14 protein-coding genes are annotated in these 15397 nt (G+C 59.1%); 6 read left to right on the forward strand and 8 right to left on the reverse strand.

Annotated features, from left to right (window positions below):
• Positions 1-70: 70 nt before the first annotated feature.
• From rsmB to def, 3 genes are read right to left on the reverse strand one after another with little or no spacing between them, the layout of a single operon-like run.
• The gene (rsmB, locus tag LG374_RS09310; RefSeq protein ID WP_225757433.1) at positions 71-1330 is read right to left on the reverse strand and encodes a 16S rRNA (cytosine(967)-C(5))-methyltransferase RsmB; all 1260 of its coding nucleotides are present in this window, start codon (positions 1328-1330) and stop codon (positions 71-73) included.
• On the reverse strand, positions 1327-2262 hold the full coding sequence (gene fmt / locus LG374_RS09315; protein WP_225757434.1) for a methionyl-tRNA formyltransferase: 936 nt from the start codon (positions 2260-2262) through the stop codon (positions 1327-1329). Before fmt ends, rsmB begins: the two co-directional genes overlap by 4 nt.
• The gene (def, locus tag LG374_RS09320) at positions 2259-2819 is read right to left on the reverse strand and encodes a peptide deformylase (protein WP_225757435.1); all 561 of its coding nucleotides are present in this window, start codon (positions 2817-2819) and stop codon (positions 2259-2261) included. Before def ends, fmt begins: the two co-directional genes overlap by 4 nt.
• Before the next feature lie 133 nt (positions 2820-2952).
• Here def and LG374_RS09325 point away from each other — a divergent pair, with 133 nt between their 5' ends.
• Genes LG374_RS09325 through LG374_RS09340 form a run of 4 tightly spaced genes read left to right on the forward strand, consistent with a single transcriptional unit; the run spans position 2953 to position 8103 of the window.
• A complete protein-coding gene (locus tag LG374_RS09325; protein ID WP_225757436.1) occupies positions 2953-4131 on the forward strand; it encodes a LysM peptidoglycan-binding domain-containing protein in 1179 nt (392 codons plus the stop codon).
• Complete coding sequence (dprA, locus tag LG374_RS09330; RefSeq protein WP_225757437.1) at positions 4131-5252, forward strand: DNA-processing protein DprA; 1122 nt, start codon at positions 4131-4133, stop codon at positions 5250-5252. The genes LG374_RS09325 and dprA overlap by 1 nt, the downstream gene beginning before the upstream one ends.
• 23 nt (positions 5253-5275) lie before the next feature.
• Positions 5276-7657, forward strand: a complete 2382-nt coding sequence (gene topA, locus LG374_RS09335; protein WP_225757438.1) for a type I DNA topoisomerase — start codon at positions 5276-5278, stop codon at positions 7655-7657.
• Positions 7654-8103 carry a MarR family winged helix-turn-helix transcriptional regulator gene (locus tag LG374_RS09340; RefSeq protein ID WP_225757439.1) on the forward strand — a complete coding sequence of 150 codons (450 nt, stop codon included), beginning with the start codon at positions 7654-7656 and terminating at the stop codon, positions 8101-8103. The genes topA and LG374_RS09340 overlap by 4 nt, the downstream gene beginning before the upstream one ends.
• A 137-nt stretch (positions 8104-8240) precedes the next feature.
• Here the strand turns inward: LG374_RS09340 and LG374_RS09345 are convergent, their stop codons facing one another.
• Positions 8241-9386 carry a disulfide isomerase DsbC N-terminal domain-containing protein gene (locus LG374_RS09345; protein ID WP_225757440.1) on the reverse strand — a complete coding sequence of 382 codons (1146 nt, stop codon included), beginning with the start codon at positions 9384-9386 and terminating at the stop codon, positions 8241-8243.
• Between the two features lie 142 nt (positions 9387-9528).
• Entirely contained in the window at positions 9529-12030 is a 2502-nt protein-coding gene (locus LG374_RS09350; protein WP_225757441.1) for a tetratricopeptide repeat protein, read from the reverse strand.
• A 116-nt stretch (positions 12031-12146) separates the two neighbouring features.
• Between LG374_RS09350 and LG374_RS09355 the strand changes: the two genes are divergently transcribed.
• Positions 12147-12671 (forward strand): hypothetical protein, encoded by a 525-nt coding sequence (locus tag LG374_RS09355; RefSeq protein ID WP_225757442.1) that lies wholly within the window; start codon positions 12147-12149, stop codon positions 12669-12671.
• A 77-nt stretch (positions 12672-12748) separates the two neighbouring features.
• On the opposite strand, the gene LG374_RS09360 is transcribed toward LG374_RS09355, so the two are convergent.
• Entirely contained in the window at positions 12749-13015 is a 267-nt protein-coding gene (locus LG374_RS09360; protein WP_225757443.1) for a hypothetical protein, read from the reverse strand.
• On the opposite strand from LG374_RS09360, the gene LG374_RS09365 reads away from it, so the two are divergent.
• A complete protein-coding gene (locus LG374_RS09365; protein WP_370639311.1) occupies positions 12960-13814 on the forward strand; it encodes an EamA/RhaT family transporter in 855 nt (284 codons plus the stop codon). The two genes, LG374_RS09360 and LG374_RS09365, sit on opposite strands and share 56 nt — an antisense overlap.
• A gap of 7 nt (positions 13815-13821) precedes the next feature.
• On the opposite strand, the gene LG374_RS09370 is transcribed toward LG374_RS09365, so the two are convergent.
• Positions 13822-14565: a phosphatase PAP2 family protein gene (locus tag LG374_RS09370; RefSeq protein ID WP_225757445.1), complete on the reverse strand. Its 744-nt coding sequence runs from the start codon at positions 14563-14565 to the stop codon at positions 13822-13824.
• Positions 14562-15137 (reverse strand): DUF1287 domain-containing protein, encoded by a 576-nt coding sequence (locus tag LG374_RS09375; protein ID WP_370639338.1) that lies wholly within the window; start codon positions 15135-15137, stop codon positions 14562-14564. The genes LG374_RS09370 and LG374_RS09375 overlap by 4 nt, the downstream gene beginning before the upstream one ends.
• Positions 15138-15397: the final 260 nt, after the last annotated feature.

Genomic DNA, 15397 nt, shown 5'->3' on the forward strand with positions numbered 1-15397 from the left:
ATTGAGCGGCGGATTATACGCACTTTCTTTTGCCTGACAAGAAAGGCCGCGCCGCTCCGTTATGGCATTTTCAGACGCTTTTATAGAGCAAGGCGTAGTAGAAACCGTCACCGTCGGCATCGGGCAGGTGCAGGCTGCCGTAGCCGGTGTCGCGGCAGGCGGGCAGGTCAAGAGGTTGCAGGCGGGCGTCAGGGTGGGTAGCGAGGAAGGCGCGGATGTTGTCCTGATTTTCTGCCGGCAGGATGCTGCAGGTGGTGTAGAGCAGGCGGCCACCGGGCTTCAGGGTCGGCCAGAGGCAGTTGAGCAGGTGGCGCTGTTGGCCGGGCAGTCGGTGTAAGTCGGCAACGGTGCGCAGCCAGGCGATGTCCGGGTGGCGGCGCAGGACGCCGCTGCCGCTGCATGGGGCATCGAGCAGGATGGCATCAAAGGGGGTGTCGTCCCACCAGGCGGCGGTGTCAGCGGCATCAGCGTGGCTGAGGGTGGCCTGCTGCTGCAGGCGGTCAAGGTTTTCTTTGACGCGGGCGAGACGGGCGTCGTCATGGTCAAGCGCGGTAATGTGCGCATTTGGCGCGAGTTCGAGCAGGTGGCAGGTTTTGCCACCCGGCGCAGCGCAGGCGTCAAGGATGTGTTCGCCGTCACGCGGGGCGAGTATGGTAGCGGCATGTTGGGCAGAGGCATCCTGAACGCTGGTATCGCCGTCGCGAAAGCCGGGGATGTGCGCGACGTTGCTGCCCTGGTGCAGGGTGACGGCTTGCGGGTGCAGCGGGTTGGCGTGGGCCTCGGGGTGTTCGGCCAGCCAGGCGGCGCGGTCATGGCGCGAGTGCAGGCGCAGGGTGAGCGGCGGTGGCAGGGTGTTCACCGCAGCGATGGCGGCGTTTTCGGCAGGGTAATGTGGGCACAGCCAGTGAGGCAGGTTGTGTGTTTGTGCAGCGGTAAGGGCGTGTTGCCAGTGCTCGCGTTCGCGCTGGACGCGGCGCAGGATGGCGTTGATGAGGCCTTTGGCGCGGATTTGGCCGTTATGCGCGGCGAGGTTGACGGTTTCGTTGATAACGCCGTGGTCGCCGAGGTTCATGGTAAGCAGCTGGCAGAGGCCGAGGTTGAGGATGATCGCAAGCGGATGGCCGGGGCGCGCCGGTGGTTTGGTCATCATTTGCGCGCAGAGGTGGCTATAGGCACGGTATTGGCGCAGGGTGCCATAGACCAGAGCCTGGTAGAGGGCTTGGTCGGCGGGTGCGGTGTGGCTTTTGTGCTGGGCGATGAGGGTGTTGAGGGTGCGGTGCTGGTTGATGACGCCGTTGAGGGTGGCGTAGGCGGCTTGGCGGGCTTTCATGTGAGGGTTTTTCCGCTGAGGTTGCGGCCATGACGCAGGGCGGCGGCGTCGGTGGCGGCTTTGCCGGGTAGTTGCAAGCGGGTGACGCGCAGGATGCCGTCAATGCAGGCGATATTGAGGCCGTGTTCGTGGTGGGCGGTGATGGTGCCGGGCGCGGCAGCAGGCGGGGTGGTGCTGTGGATGTGGGCGTCGTAGAGGCGCAGGGGTTCGCCATCCAGGTTTGTATAGGCGATGGGAACGGGGTTGTAGGCACGGATTTTGCGCGCCAGGGTGGCAATGGGTTGTTGCCAGTCGAGTTGGGCTTCGGCTTTGCTCAGTTTGTGTGCGTAGGTGATGCCCTCCGTGGCCTGCGGCGTGGGGACGCGGGTTTGCGTGAGGATGTCGGGCAGGGCGCGCAAGAGGGTGTCAGCACCGAGTTGCATGAGGCGGTCATGCAGGGTAGCGGCGGTGTCGTCCGGCGCGATGGCGAGGCGGCTTTCTTGCCAGACGGCGCCGGTGTCCAGGCCTTCGTCCATTTGCATGATGCCGATGCCGGTTTCTCTGTCGCCCGCTTCGATAGCGCGCTGGATGGGCGCTGCCCCCCGCCAGCGCGGCAGTAGCGAGGCGTGGATGTTGATGCAGCCCAGGCGTGGGTAGGCGAGGAACCACGGCGGTAGCAGCAGGCCGTAGGCGGCGACGATGATGAGGTCAGGGCGCGGCAGTTCGGGAAAGGGCGGCGCGTCGGCGTGCAGCTTTTCTGGCTGGGCGACAGGGATGTGGTGCGCGGTAGCGGTTTGTTTGACGGCGCTGGCAGTGAGTTTGCGACCGCGTCCGGCGGGCCGGTCGGGCTGGGTGAGGACGCCGTCGATGCTGTATCCGGCGTCAATGAGGGCTTGCAGGCTATGCGCGGCGAAGGTGGGGGTGCCGGCGTACCAGAGGCGGGGACTGTTCATGTGTTTTGTTCTTTATGAGCCTGGCTCTTGGCGAGTTTTTTTTCGATGCGTTCGCGTTTCAAGCGGGAGAGGTGGTCAATAAAGAGGACGCCGTCCAGGTGGTCAATTTCGTGCTGGATGCAGACGCCGAGCAAGCCTTCGGCTTCGGCTTCGCAGCGCGCGCCGCCGAGGTCGTAGTAGGCGTAGCGGATGGTTTTCGGGCGTTTGACGTCGGCAAATTGGCCGGGTAGTGACAGGCAGCCTTCTTGCCAAACGGCGGTTTCTGCGCTGTGGCTGATGATTTCCGGGTTGATGAGGACGAGTTTGGTGTGCGGCACCGGGATTTCCGGCGGGGTGTCGTTGTCTTCGTCTTCCTCGCGTTTTTCGGGGACATCCATGACGACGATGCGGCGGTGAATGTTGACTTGTGTTGCCGCAAGACCGATACCGTGCGCTTCGTACATGGTGGCAAACATGTCATCGGTGATAGTTTTCAGGCGGTTGTCAAAGGTGGTGACGGGTTCGGCTATCTGGCGCAGGCGTTGGTCGGGGTGAATGAGGATGTCAAGTAAGGGCATTAGGGCTTCTCTTGATTTTTTTTTACCGAAATATGAAATTTTGGTAGGAAAATAGTTACGAAAAGGCTATTATACGGGAACGGCCCCTTGCGGGTGTAATGGAAACCGATGTGTTCAGATAGGAGTATTTATTGTGTTGAAAACCCATATTACAGGATTGGGCCTTGCCCTTGCCGTCGTCATCGCCGGTTGTTCTTCTGCCCGCGATCCGTTCCAGAACCGGCAGGAGCGCCCGACGGAACTGTGTCTCAACGATGGTAGTTTCCCGAAGGTGCTTGCTAATACGGATGAGGCGTTCCGTCAGGAATCGGAAGTGCCGATGCGTTATGTGGTCAAGAAAGGCGACACGCTGTGGGGTATTTCCAAGCGTTTCCTCGTCCTGCCGTGGTACTGGACCAATATTTGGTATGACAACCCGCAGGTGAAAAACCCGCACATGATTTATCCGGGCGACGTGTTGAGCGTAGTCTCCATCAATGGATCGAAGCGGGTCACCATTGTCGAAGCGAACGAGGAATATCACGGCGTTGAGACCGGTCGCAGAACGCGTGACGGTCTGCCGATTGTCCGCTATTCACCGCATATGCGTGTCGATAATTTCGGTTCACGTCCGGTTTCCATCGCCGCTGATGTGGTACAGGCTCACGCCTTGAAGACACGCATCCTGAGATCAAACGAAATCCAGAATCTGCCGTTCATCCTCGGCGATGCCGGCGATTACCTGACCCTCACCGAGCAGCAGGAAATTTATGCAAGAGGCATAAACAATCCCCAGCAGGATCAGGAATTCGGTGTCTTCCGTGTCGTGGGTGCCCCGATTCTCAAGGATGGCAAGAAAAATCAAGTTGTTGGCTATGAAATGCGCCATATCGGTGACGTTGCCGTTACCGGTTACGACGTGGCAACCGACCTGACCAAGCTGCATATTCTCGAGGCCGTTGAGCCGATGCAGGAAGAAGATGTCATCCTGCCGATCAATGCCCACGAAGAACCTGCCAACTACTTCCCGAAAATGCCGACTGGACAATGCTCGCGCGGTTACATCGTCCGCAGCTCGAACATTTATCCGACCATCAAGGAATTCGATACGGTCATCACCAGCTTCGGCCGTGATAACGGCGCGCAAGTGGGTGATGTCTGGAAGATTGTCCGCGAAGGTCCGGGTCGTGTGATGAAAGGTCAGCCGGTACAAGTGCCGGGTAAAGACATCGGCTATCTGATGATTATCCGTGTGTACGATGATGTCAGTATCGGCTTTGTGCTCGATTCTACCCAGAGCATCTACGAAACCGACACGCTCGTTCATCCCTGATGACGGCGAACCTACGCGCTTGGTGTGCGCTCCTGCGTGCACCAGGCGTCGGCAGCAAGACCTATCAAACGCTTCTGGAAGCTTTTGGCTCGCCGGAAGCGTTTTTTCATGCGCCGACAGCAGAAATCCGCAAACGCCTGCCACAATACCGTGCCGAACAAATCAGCGTCTGGCAGGCGGCAGAACATGATGTAGCGGCGAATGCCGACATGGACTGGCTGGCTGCGGGCAATGATTTGCGTCATATCATTCCTTATGACGATCCCGCTTACCCGCCGCTTTTGCGCGAAATTCCCGACCCGCCGCCGCTACTTTTCGTGCAGGGCAACCCGGCATTGCTCACTACCGCACAAATTGCCATCGTTGGCAGCCGCAACGCCAGCGAACCGGCCTTGCGCACCTGCCACGCCTTCGCCGAAGCCTTTGCACAAGCGGGATTGACTGTCACCAGCGGTCTTGCCCTCGGCATTGACGGTGCTGCGCACGAAGGTGCACTTAGCGGCGGCAATACCATCGCCGTGGTTGGCACCGGCCTCGACCGCGTCTATCCCGCCCGCCATCGTGATCTTGCCCACCGTGTCGCCGCGCATGGCGCTATCGTCTCCGAATATCCTATCGGCACTGGCGTGCGCGCTGGCAATTTTCCGCGTCGCAACCGTATCATCAGCGGCCTTTCGCTCGGTGTCCTCGTTGTCGAAGCCTCGGCGCAAAGCGGTTCGCTCATCACTGCCCGTCTCGCCGCTGAACAGGGGCGGGAAGTCTTCGCCATTCCCGGTTCCATCCACAACCCACTGGTCAAAGGCTGCCACCGCCTCATCCGCGAAGGCGCCAAACTTATCGAAACCGCGCAAGACGTGCTGGAAGAACTCTATCCACTTGCTTGCGCCAACCTGGAATTGCAACAACAACAACCGGAAAACGCTCCGGAGGCTACCGTAGCAGCCGCCGATACTCCCGAAGAACGCCTGCTGCAAGCGATGGGATATGACCCCTGCCGCGTGGACGATCTCGTGCCACGCCTAGAATTGACGAGTGCGGAAATTTCGGCCATGCTGATAATACTTGAGCTGGACGGGCGCGTCGCTGCGCTGCCAGGCGGCATGTTCCAGCGCGTCACCTGAAACCGCAAAAGCGAAAGTATCCCATGAGCAAAAACCTCCTCATCGTCGAATCCCCGGCGAAAGCCAAAACCTTGCACAAATATCTCGGCAAGGACTACGCCGTCATGGCCTCTTACGGCCACGTACGTGACCTTATCCCGAAAAACGGTGCGGTTGATACCGGCGACGATTTCACCATGCACTACGAAATCATCGAGCGCAACGCCCGCCACGTCAACGAAATCACCAAAGCGGCCAAAGCCGCCGAAAACATCTACCTCGCGACTGACCCCGACCGCGAAGGCGAAGCCATCTCCTGGCATCTCAAAGAAATCCTGCACGAACGCGGCGCCCTGCGCGACAAAAACCTCTATCGCGTCGCCTTCCACGAAATCACCAAAAACGCCATCCAGCAGGCCGTTGCCAACCCGCGTCATCTTGAAATGGACCTCGTCAACGCCCAACAAGCGCGGCGTGCGCTGGATTACCTCGTTGGTTTCAACCTCTCACCACTGCTGTGGCGCAAAGTCCGCCCCGGACTCTCCGCCGGCCGCGTCCAATCGCCTGCCCTGCGCATGATCGTCGAACGTGAGCGGGAAATAGAGGCCTTCAACAGCGAAGAATACTGGGACATCGCTGCCGCCCTTAGCCACGCAGGTCAGACCTTCCCCGGCAAACTCACCATTTACAACGGCGAAAAAACCAAAAAATTCAGCTTCACCAACGCCGCCGATACCCAAACCGCCATTGATACCCTGAAAGCTGCCGCCCAGGGCAACCTGCTTGTCGCCGACATCAACAAAAAAGACAGCAAGCGCAACCCCGCGCCGCCCTTTACCACCTCCACCATGCAGCAGGCGGCAGCGAGCAAACTCTACTTTGGTGCCCAAAAAACCATGCGCGTCGCGCAGCGTCTTTACGAAGAAGGCCACATTACCTACATGCGGACCGACTCCGTCAACCTCGCCCAAGAAGCCATCGCCGCCATTCGTGACTGGGTCGCCCAACAATACGGCGCGAACTACCTGCCGGACAAACCCCGCCACTACAAAACCAAATCCAAGAATGCCCAGGAAGCGCACGAAGCCATCCGCCCCACCGACTGCGGCCGGGATGGTGCCTCGCTTGGCCTCAGCGGCGACGAATACAAACTCTACGAACTCATCAGAAAACGCGCCGTCGCCTCACAAATGGCCTCTGCCATCCTCGAAAACATCAGCGCTGAGCTCTACGCCGGCAGCGAGCAACACCAATTCCGTGCCAGCGGCAGCACCGTCAAATTCCCCGGATACATGAGCGTGTACCAGGAAGAACGCGAGGACAACAAAGACGAAGACGACGACAACCGCCTGCTGCCGCCAATGAAAAACGGTGACCGCATCCAGCTGCACGACATCACCGGCAGCCAGCACTTTACCCAGCCGCCGCCGCGCTACTCCGAAGCCGCGCTCATCAAAGAACTCGAAGCCAACGGTATCGGCCGCCCCTCTACCTACGCCAGCATCATCGGCACCTTGCAAGAGCGCGAATACGTCGAACAAGAAAACCGCCGCTTCATCCCGACCACCATCGGCAAAGTCGTCAACGACTTCCTCACCAAACACTTTGAGCGCTACGTGGACTACGACTTTACCGCCCGCCTCGAAGACGACCTTGATGCCGTCTCGCGCGGCGAACGCCAATGGAAACCACTGCTAGGCGACTTCTGGGGCGCCTTCTCCGAACGCCTTGACGAGAAAAAAGACATCTCGCGCGAAGAAGTCATGCAGGCGCGCGAACTCGGCACCGATCCGAAAAGCGGCAAGCCTGTGACCGCCCGCTTCGGCCGCTTTGGGCCCTTCGTGCAAATTGGCAGCAAAGACGACGAAGAAAAACCCCTGTTTGCGAGCATCCCGCCCGAGCGCAGCATGGACACCATCACCCTGGAAGAAGCGCTCGAACTCTTCAAACTGCCGCGCGTCATCGGCATGAGCGAAGAAGACGGCGAACTCGTCGCCAATATTGGCCGCTACGGCCCCTACATCCGCTACGGCAAGCGCTACGTTTCCCTGCCCAAAGACGAAGACCCGTTTACCGTCACCCTCGAACGTGCCCTTGAACTTGTGGCCGCCAAAAAAGAAGCCGATAGCCAAAAATATATAAAAGAGATAAAAAATGGCGAGGAGATATTACAAATATTAAATGGTCGCTTTGGTCCATATGTAACAAATGGTAGTATTAACGCATCTATCCCAAAAACGATAGAACCCGCGACCCTCGAACTGGAAGCCGCGCTCGAACTGCTTGAAAAAGCCAGGGAGCGCAAAGCGAAGCGGGGGGCAACCAACAAGGCGACGGCTGGCAAAACCGCGAAAAAAAGCGGCAGTGCGACAGGGAAAAACAGCCGCAGCAAAGCGACCGCGAAAAAGAAAGAGACCAAAACATGATAGAAGAACAGCACAGCCTGGATGACCTGCGTCACGGCTTCGGCTTCCTGATGCACGATACCACGCGCCTGATGAACCGTTACTACGATCGGCGGGTGCGCAACTACGGCATCACCCGAACCCAATGGACATTGCTCACCTACCTCTCGCGCTACGAAGGTGTCAGCCAGACCAAATTGGCCGAATACATGGACCTTGCGCCGATGACGCTGACGCGGCAAATCGACAAACTTGAAAAAGACGGCCTGCTTGACCGCCGTCAGGACCCGCAAGACCGCCGCACTAACCTCATCTTCCTCACCGAAAAAAGCCAGCCGCTAATGAATCATATGCACGAAATTGCAGTCGAGGCCAAAGAAGCGGCGCTCAAAAATTTCAACGAAGGCGAACGCGAACTCCTGCGCGACTACCTTAGCCGCATGCGGGAAAACATGGCTACCGCTTGAATCCCTAAAAACCCCGCCCCGGCGGGGTTTTTAGGGTCTCTTCTTCCTTGTGTACACGACAAAGCAACCGGCATAAAAAACCCCTTCCTCTGCAAGCAAGGAAGGGTTTTGTTTGTGTTGACAGTCAATCGCACTCTTTACGGACGCGGGCGGATGGGCGGGGCATCAATCTTGACGCGGCCACCGTTTGGATTAGCGGCGGGGGTGCCATTCGGAGCGGGTTGGGCCTGGGCATTGACGGGCTGGTCGGTAGCGGGGGCAGCATCTGCGGCAGGTTCGCGGTCTTCGGCAGTAGGCTGAATATCGGTCGGGGTCGGGTCGCTGTCTTCGCCGCTTGTAGGAGCAGGATTATCGGTAGCGGCTGTCGCGTTGCCGTCCGTGTTTGTTACAGGTTCGGCCTCGGCAGGTTTGTCGTCGCTTTTTGCAGGCTGGTGCATGGTGATCCAGCTGTCGAGTTCTTCGCTGGTAGCGGCGAGGACGCGCGTTTCGTAGCCGTCCGGGAAGGTGAGTACGGGTAGTTCGGCGCGGTCGGCCTCGCCAGTCTCTTCTTTGATTTGTTTGAGTTTCTCGCCTTCGCGCGCGGCGCAGTCTTCTTTCGGCGCTTCTTCACTGTGCAGGCCGTAGAGCAGATGATCACGCAGCGCTTCCGGCGGGTTGTGGTGACAGTTGATGGCCAGCGCACGCTGGCGGGCGGCGTCGCTTGCGGTGTAGAGATAGCGGTAGAGGGTGACGTCGCTGATGCTGCCAAGCTGTTCTTCCAGCGTTTTGCACATGTCGCAGTCGGGCGCGGTGACAATCCACAGGCGACGACTGCCGTCACCTTTTTTCTCTTTTTGCGCGAGTGCGACTGGCAGGGCAGCAAATTGGCCGTCGCCTTTTTGTTTGCCGGCTTTCGGTGGCGGGTCGTCCGGATTTTTCGCGGCGCTTCCTTTTTTATCGTCTTCGCTCGTGATGCCTTTGGCAGCGGCCAGGGTTTCGCGGCGCTCGCGGGTGATGTTCAGCGCGTTCGGTACGGAGATGATGTCGGCCTGGAAGATGTAGCTGCCGTCTTTGTTGACGTAGAGGATTTCGTTGTTTTTGTCTTTGTAGGTGATTTCGTAGATGTCATCTGAGAAGGGGACGCGGTTGATGCTATCGATGTATTCGACCATGGCAGCGGTGTTGCGCCCGTTTTTGAGGTTCTGGATGATGGTGTCAAGGGTTTCCTGCGGCAGCGGCTCGGATTGCTGTGCGGTGGCGAAAGGCGCGGCAAGCAGGGCGAGGGATAAGAGAGTTTTGCGCATGGAGTGTCTTTGGTTGGGGAAAGGCGGACATTGTATAGCGGCGCTGTCGCCAGGGGATTGTGGTTTCGTACGGTGTGGGCGAAAGCCGTGTACTTGATTTGCGTGACAGGCTGTAGCCCGCTCTATATCCGGGGTGATTGTGTTATTCAGCGGCAGCCTGCCCGCACCATCCTTCCGTTATGTACCAGTCAAGCCGCCCCCGCCGCTGTTCGCACCAAATAGCAAGATTTGCTGCCGCATTGCGATGACCTTGTTTTGCAGCGGCTGCCCAGTGGCGGGCGGCGTTGTATTTGTCGCGCGCATTGTCCACCGCGCTTCTTTCGCGTCCGCCCCGTGCGGTGAAGCCTTCGCTGTAAAAATCGAGGTTGCCGACGCTGTATTGTGCTTCCGCCAGTCCCAGGTCGGCAGCCCGTTCCAGCCACCAGCGCGCTTTCACCAGATCGCGCGCCACACCAGCGCCGCTGAGGTAGTGCCAGCCGATGGTGTAGGCGGCGACGGCTTTTTTCTCGTTGTCGTAATCGCGCCCGTCGGATCTTTCTTTATCGTCGAGTATCCGGAGGAGATTTTCTATGATCTGCTTATCCGGTTTTTTGCCGCTTGCCAGCGCATCCACGACGAACAGGGCAGCTCGTGCTTCTTTGACGCCTTGTGCCACCGCCTGTTCGTAGTAGCGGCGCGATTGGGCGAGGTCGCGTGTGTTGCCGCGCCCCCGCGCGTGGAGGCTGGCGAGGTTGTAGGCGGCGATGCCGTCCTGCTGTGCGGCGGCTTTTTCCAGCCAGTAGTGCGCGAGGGCGTAGTTTCGATTGATGTCTGCGATTTCCTGCGCAAGGGCGGTTTTCAGCTGGTTGTCAGGTCGGGAAAAGAGATGCCCCAGGGTGTCTTCGTCTCTCTGCAACTGCGCCATGCGCTCATCCGCTTTTTGGGCGTACAGTGTGCCGAGGTTACCTTGCGCGAGGGTGAAACCCTGTCTAGCGGCTTTTTCATACCACCCTTGCGCGGCTTTTTCGTCTTTTTCACCACCCGCGCCGGTCTGGTAAAGCACGGCGAGGTTGTTTTGCGCTTTGGCGTAACCCTGTTCTGCCGCCCGCTGTAACCATTGCCGCGCGAGGACGCCGTCTTGCGGCAGACCGCGTCCTGCGCGGTAGAAGTCGGCGAAGTTGTTCTGCGCGACGGGATGCCCCGCTTCGGCAGCTTTTTTGTATTGGTACCACGCCCATACATCATGATTTTGCGCTTCTGCCATGATGCCGCTTTGCACCCAGGCGTTCAGGGTAATCTGCGCCGGTTTGTCGTCACTGCGTGGCGGTGCGCAGTCTGCAGTTTGTAGCAAGCCGAACTGTATCAACCCCACAGCGGTTTCTGTTGCCTCTATCTGCCACGGCATACAGCCGCTATCGCCTGCCATGTAATGCAGGCGGGATGGCATCTCTCTTGTTGCGCTGATGTTGCGTGTTTCCCGCGCGATTTCGGCGGCTTTGTCGAACCATTTGGTGGCGGCATCCATATCACCTTGCTTGTGGTGCAGGATGCCGAGGTTGTAGGCAGCGTAGGCGTTGCCGCGTCCTGCGGCGTTTTCCAGCCAAGAGCGGGCTTTTGACTGGCGGAGCTCGTTGGTTTCGTATCTGATGCCGCTCGTTACGGCATTTACCGTCAGATACAGAACGGCAAGATTGTTCATGGCGCCATCATGCCCGTACTCGGCGGCACGCTCGAACCAGCGTTCTGCGGCAGCAGCACTTGCCCCTGTCCCCAGACCGTCACGATAAAAGATGGCGAGGTTGTATTGGCCATCGGGATTATTTGCCGCTGCCAGTCGTGAAAATAGTTCGAAGGCGGTGGCATCATCGCCACGCGTATGTGCTGCCAATCCCGCGCGCAGCAAGGCCTCATGTCCTATAACAAATTGTTGTACTGCCGTGCCGTATCGCGCGGTGAGAGCGGTGGAGATGTCGCCATTTTTTGACGTTGCCGCCTCTTCGAACCAATACTTTGCTTTCCCGCTATCCTGCACTATTCCCCGTCCGTTTTCGTAGAGTACGCCAAGGTTGTACATGGCGTAGGGGTTGCCCTTCGCTGCCGCTTGCTCGAAGTACTGCCGTGCGCGATTGCTGTCCTGCGCGATGCCGAGGCCGTGGTCGTAGAGCACACCGAGGTTGTTCAGCGCGTCGTCGTAGCCCTGTGCGGCAGCGGCCTCGAACCAGCGCCGCGCTGCATCGTAGTCCTGCGCCACGCCGAGACCGTCGCGGTAGTACACGCCGAGGTTGTATTGCCCCAGCGCGTTGCTTGCGGCGGCTAATTGCCGGAACACGCTGAAGGCGGCGGCGTGGTCGCCACGTGTGTAGGCTGCCGAACCTGCGCGCAGCAGGGCGTCGGTTTCTCTTTCACTCAGGGTTAGTGGCGGCAGCATCTCCGGCAAGTGGCGGGCGGTAGTGGGTGGTGGTGCAGCTGTTGTGTCCACCTGTGCCATCAGCGCGGCGGCGTCGGCAGAGGCGGTGCTGATGGGCGGCTGACTGCGGGGGATGAAAGGCTGGCTACGGTCGAAGTTATCCGCCAGGTAACGCAGATAGTAACTGCCGCCCGCCGTGAGGAGGAGCAGGAGGATGAGCAGGAAGAGGATGAAGGGGTTGGCGCGGCGTGATGTCATGACGGTGTCCGATGGTGATGTGCTGCCATTATAAAGGCCGTGTCGCGCAGCCATTTGGACGCACACGCCGGTCAATCGTTACAATCTGCATCTTTTCTATCAATCAAGGAATCTCTATGAAGCCTCGCGCCCTGTTCCCCCTGCTGCTCCTGCTCACCGCCTGCACCGCCATCCACAGCATCGGCACCCAGTTCAAGCCAATGGTTGAGCCGCAGGACGGCGATCGCGCCCGGGTGCGCGTCTCCGCCAATATGCTGGTGCGCGGCTCGCCCAACACCAGCTGCATGGACTGGAACAGCGAGCAGACCGGCACCATCCTCGGCGGCATTGTCGGTAGCAAGGGCTTCCGCGATCGTAATCTCAGTATCCCCGACCCGAATCACAGCAAGGCGCGCGATTACGCCGAGTTTTATGTGCGCGCGGGCGAGCCTTTCACGCTGATGCTGACCAACACGCCGGAAAGCCGCATGTCGTGCGGCGTCGGCGCGACCTTCATTCCGGACAAGGATCATGATTATGAGTTCGTGCTGCTCACCGCAATGCGCGGCAGCCTCTCTTCGCAATGCTCCGTGCAGGCATATGACGTGACCGGCGGACAAAGCACGCCCATCGCCATCAGCGAAGCGCGCAGTTGTCATTAAGCGGGATAGGCACGCGTCTCGCAGTGAGAGGAATTTTTAAGCGGCGATGCTTCGTGCGCGACAAAAATCCCATAACCTTACCGCTTGACGGGCTTAGTGTTTACGCCGCTTGGCGGAGTATCAGTACACGCTTCTTTGGCAAGTGATGATTTTTTGCCGCGTACGAAGGGATAAGCGGGATGGCAGCGGGATTCGTAGAGGAGGGCAGGGCGGTTGCCGGCAAGCGGGAGGGTTGCGCGTTTTGTGGCATGATGCGCCGCCTGTTTTTCTATCCGCTTGGAGATCGTCATGGTTTTTTTGTTGTTGAGTGTCTGTTGCAGTGTCGCGGTGTCGGTATTGCTCAAGGTGGCACGGCGGCGTAGCTGGGAGGTGGCGCTGCTGGTCGCGCTCAATTATCCGACGGCGGCGTTTACGTTATGGCTGGTGGCGCGGCCGTCGTTACCCGATGCTGCTGTTTGGCGGGAAGGGTGGTGGCTGTTTGCCGCGCTCGGTGTGCTCTTGCCGTCGGTGTTTATCGTGATGGGGCGTGCGGTGCAGGCTGCGGGGATTGTCCGTGCCGATGCGGCGCAGCGTCTCGCGCTGGTGATTCCGCTTGTCTCTGCGTTTGTGCTTTTTCGTGAGCAGTTATCGCCGTGGTCGCTCGTCGGGATCGGATTGGTCTTTGCTGCGCTCTTCTGTCTGCTCGCCTATGGTGAGGCAAAGGAAAGTCAGCGCGCGTCATGGCTGCTGGTCGGCGTCTGGGCGGGTTATGGCGTGATTGATGTGTTGTTGAAGGCGTTATCGCAGCAGGCAAAGGTGACTTCGTTGTTGCTGGTCACGTTTGTACTGGCCGGGGCGCTGATGGCGGGTTATGTGTGCTGGCGACGGGTACGGGTATCAGCGGCAGCCTGTGCCGCAGGCGTGTTGCTCGGTGTGCTCAATGTGGGCAATATTGTTTTTTATATCAAGGCGCATACGGCGATGAAGGAGAATCCCAGCGTGGTTTTCGCCGGGATGAATGTGGGGGTAATTGCGCTGGGGACGCTGGTCGGTGCCGGGTTCTTTGGCGAACGTTTGTTGCTGCGTCATGTGGCGGGGCTGGTGCTCGCCGTCGCCGCCATTGGCTGTCTGACGTGGGCGCGTTTGTCAGCGGGGGCCGCATGAAACTCTTTTATAAATTTCGTGGGGAGGCTGTCAGATAACTGAGCAGGCGACGCAGACGTGGCGAGTGATGACGCCGTTGCCAGGCATGCAGCAGCGGTAGGGAGATAGCGCAGGCGAGGAGGATGGCACCTGCGAGGTCGATGGGGTAGTGCAGACCTAGCGTGACGCGGCTCGTCATGACTAGCATCGCCCAAAGAGTGACGGCAGTGCTGACGAGGCGCCGGCGACGGTTGGCGTAGCCGATGATACCGGCGAAGAGTAACGCCCAGCTGGTGGCAAAGAGGCTGTGGCCGGAGGGGAAGCTGTATCCGGTCTCACTGGCGCGGTGTGCGCTGAGATAGGCGGGGGTCGCGCCGTCGGCGTAGTAGTGGGTGACGTAGGCACGACGCTCTGAACGTGGCTGGGCGTAAAAAGCGTGGATGCGGGATGGATCGGCATCCGTCATGGCGACGACGTAGGGACGCGGTTCGGCGATGAGTGGTTTGAGCAGGACTTTGGCGACCTGGGTACTGCCAATGGCAAGGAAGGCAACGAGCAACAGGGCGCGCGCTTCGCCACGGCGGTGCGTCCACCACAGCAAGGCGTAAAGGCCGGCGCTGATAGGGAGAATGCCGTATTTGCCGGCAGTCTGGGTGATGAGGTAGAGCGGGTAGTTGCCGGGGGTGGCTGCCTGCCAGTGCCAGCCGGTAAGCCAAAAGGCAAGCGGAACGGTGAGGAGCAGGGCAGTGGTAGCGAGGAGGCTTTTAGTCATGGTTGGTAGCGGATGTGGGTGGTGATGGGGTAGGCGAAGAGGATGTTTTCTTCCTGGGTGCCACGCCCGATGTTATGGATGATGAGCGGGGTGCCGTCTTCAGCACGGCGGTCGGAAACGATGCCAATGTGTGGCCGGTTACCGGGCAGGCGCCAGGTGACGATGTCGCCCGCTTGGTAACTGTCGCGATCTTCCAGAGACAGGCTTTCGCCGTGGCGGCGCAGGTAGGTTTCCAGGTTGGGGACGCGGCGGTGGTCGATGTTGCGATCGGTGGTTTTTTGACCCCACAGGCGCGGGTAGGCGCTGAAATGCCGCGCCATGTCTTCGTGCACACGCTGTTGCAGGTCGATACCCTGCTGGCGCAGCGCGCGGATAATAACGTCAGTGCAGACGCCGGTTTCAATAGGCACGTCGCCCAGCGGATAGGCTAAATTGCGGTAGCTGCCGTCATAACCAGTGGTAACGCCGATTTGCGCGCGGGCATCCTGTACCAGACGGCTGCTGTCAAGAGGTGCCGCATGGATGGCAAGGGCGAGCGGTAAGGAAAGAAGCAATGTGCAATAGTTACGCATAATCATGGAGATAGCTTTTTTTGGTAAGGTTTTTAGGTAGGCATAATAGCGCTTTTTTCAAGCTATCCTGCGGATTTTGCAAGGAAAGGCAGGGAAGACGGATTGCATAATACTTGATGATTTGTAATAAAGTGGAAAGATAAGGTAGAAATGTAGAACTGCCTAAGTTAAGATTATGGTCACGCCTATCTATAACGCTAAGGAATTTAGCCGTATAGCGTGCGGTATGCCGCAAGGCATAAGTCAAGGAGGTCGGCTTG

The sequence above is a fragment of the Cardiobacterium sp. Marseille-Q4385 genome (assembly GCF_916618745.1).
Classification (GTDB): Bacteria; Pseudomonadota; Gammaproteobacteria; order Cardiobacteriales; family Cardiobacteriaceae; genus Cardiobacterium.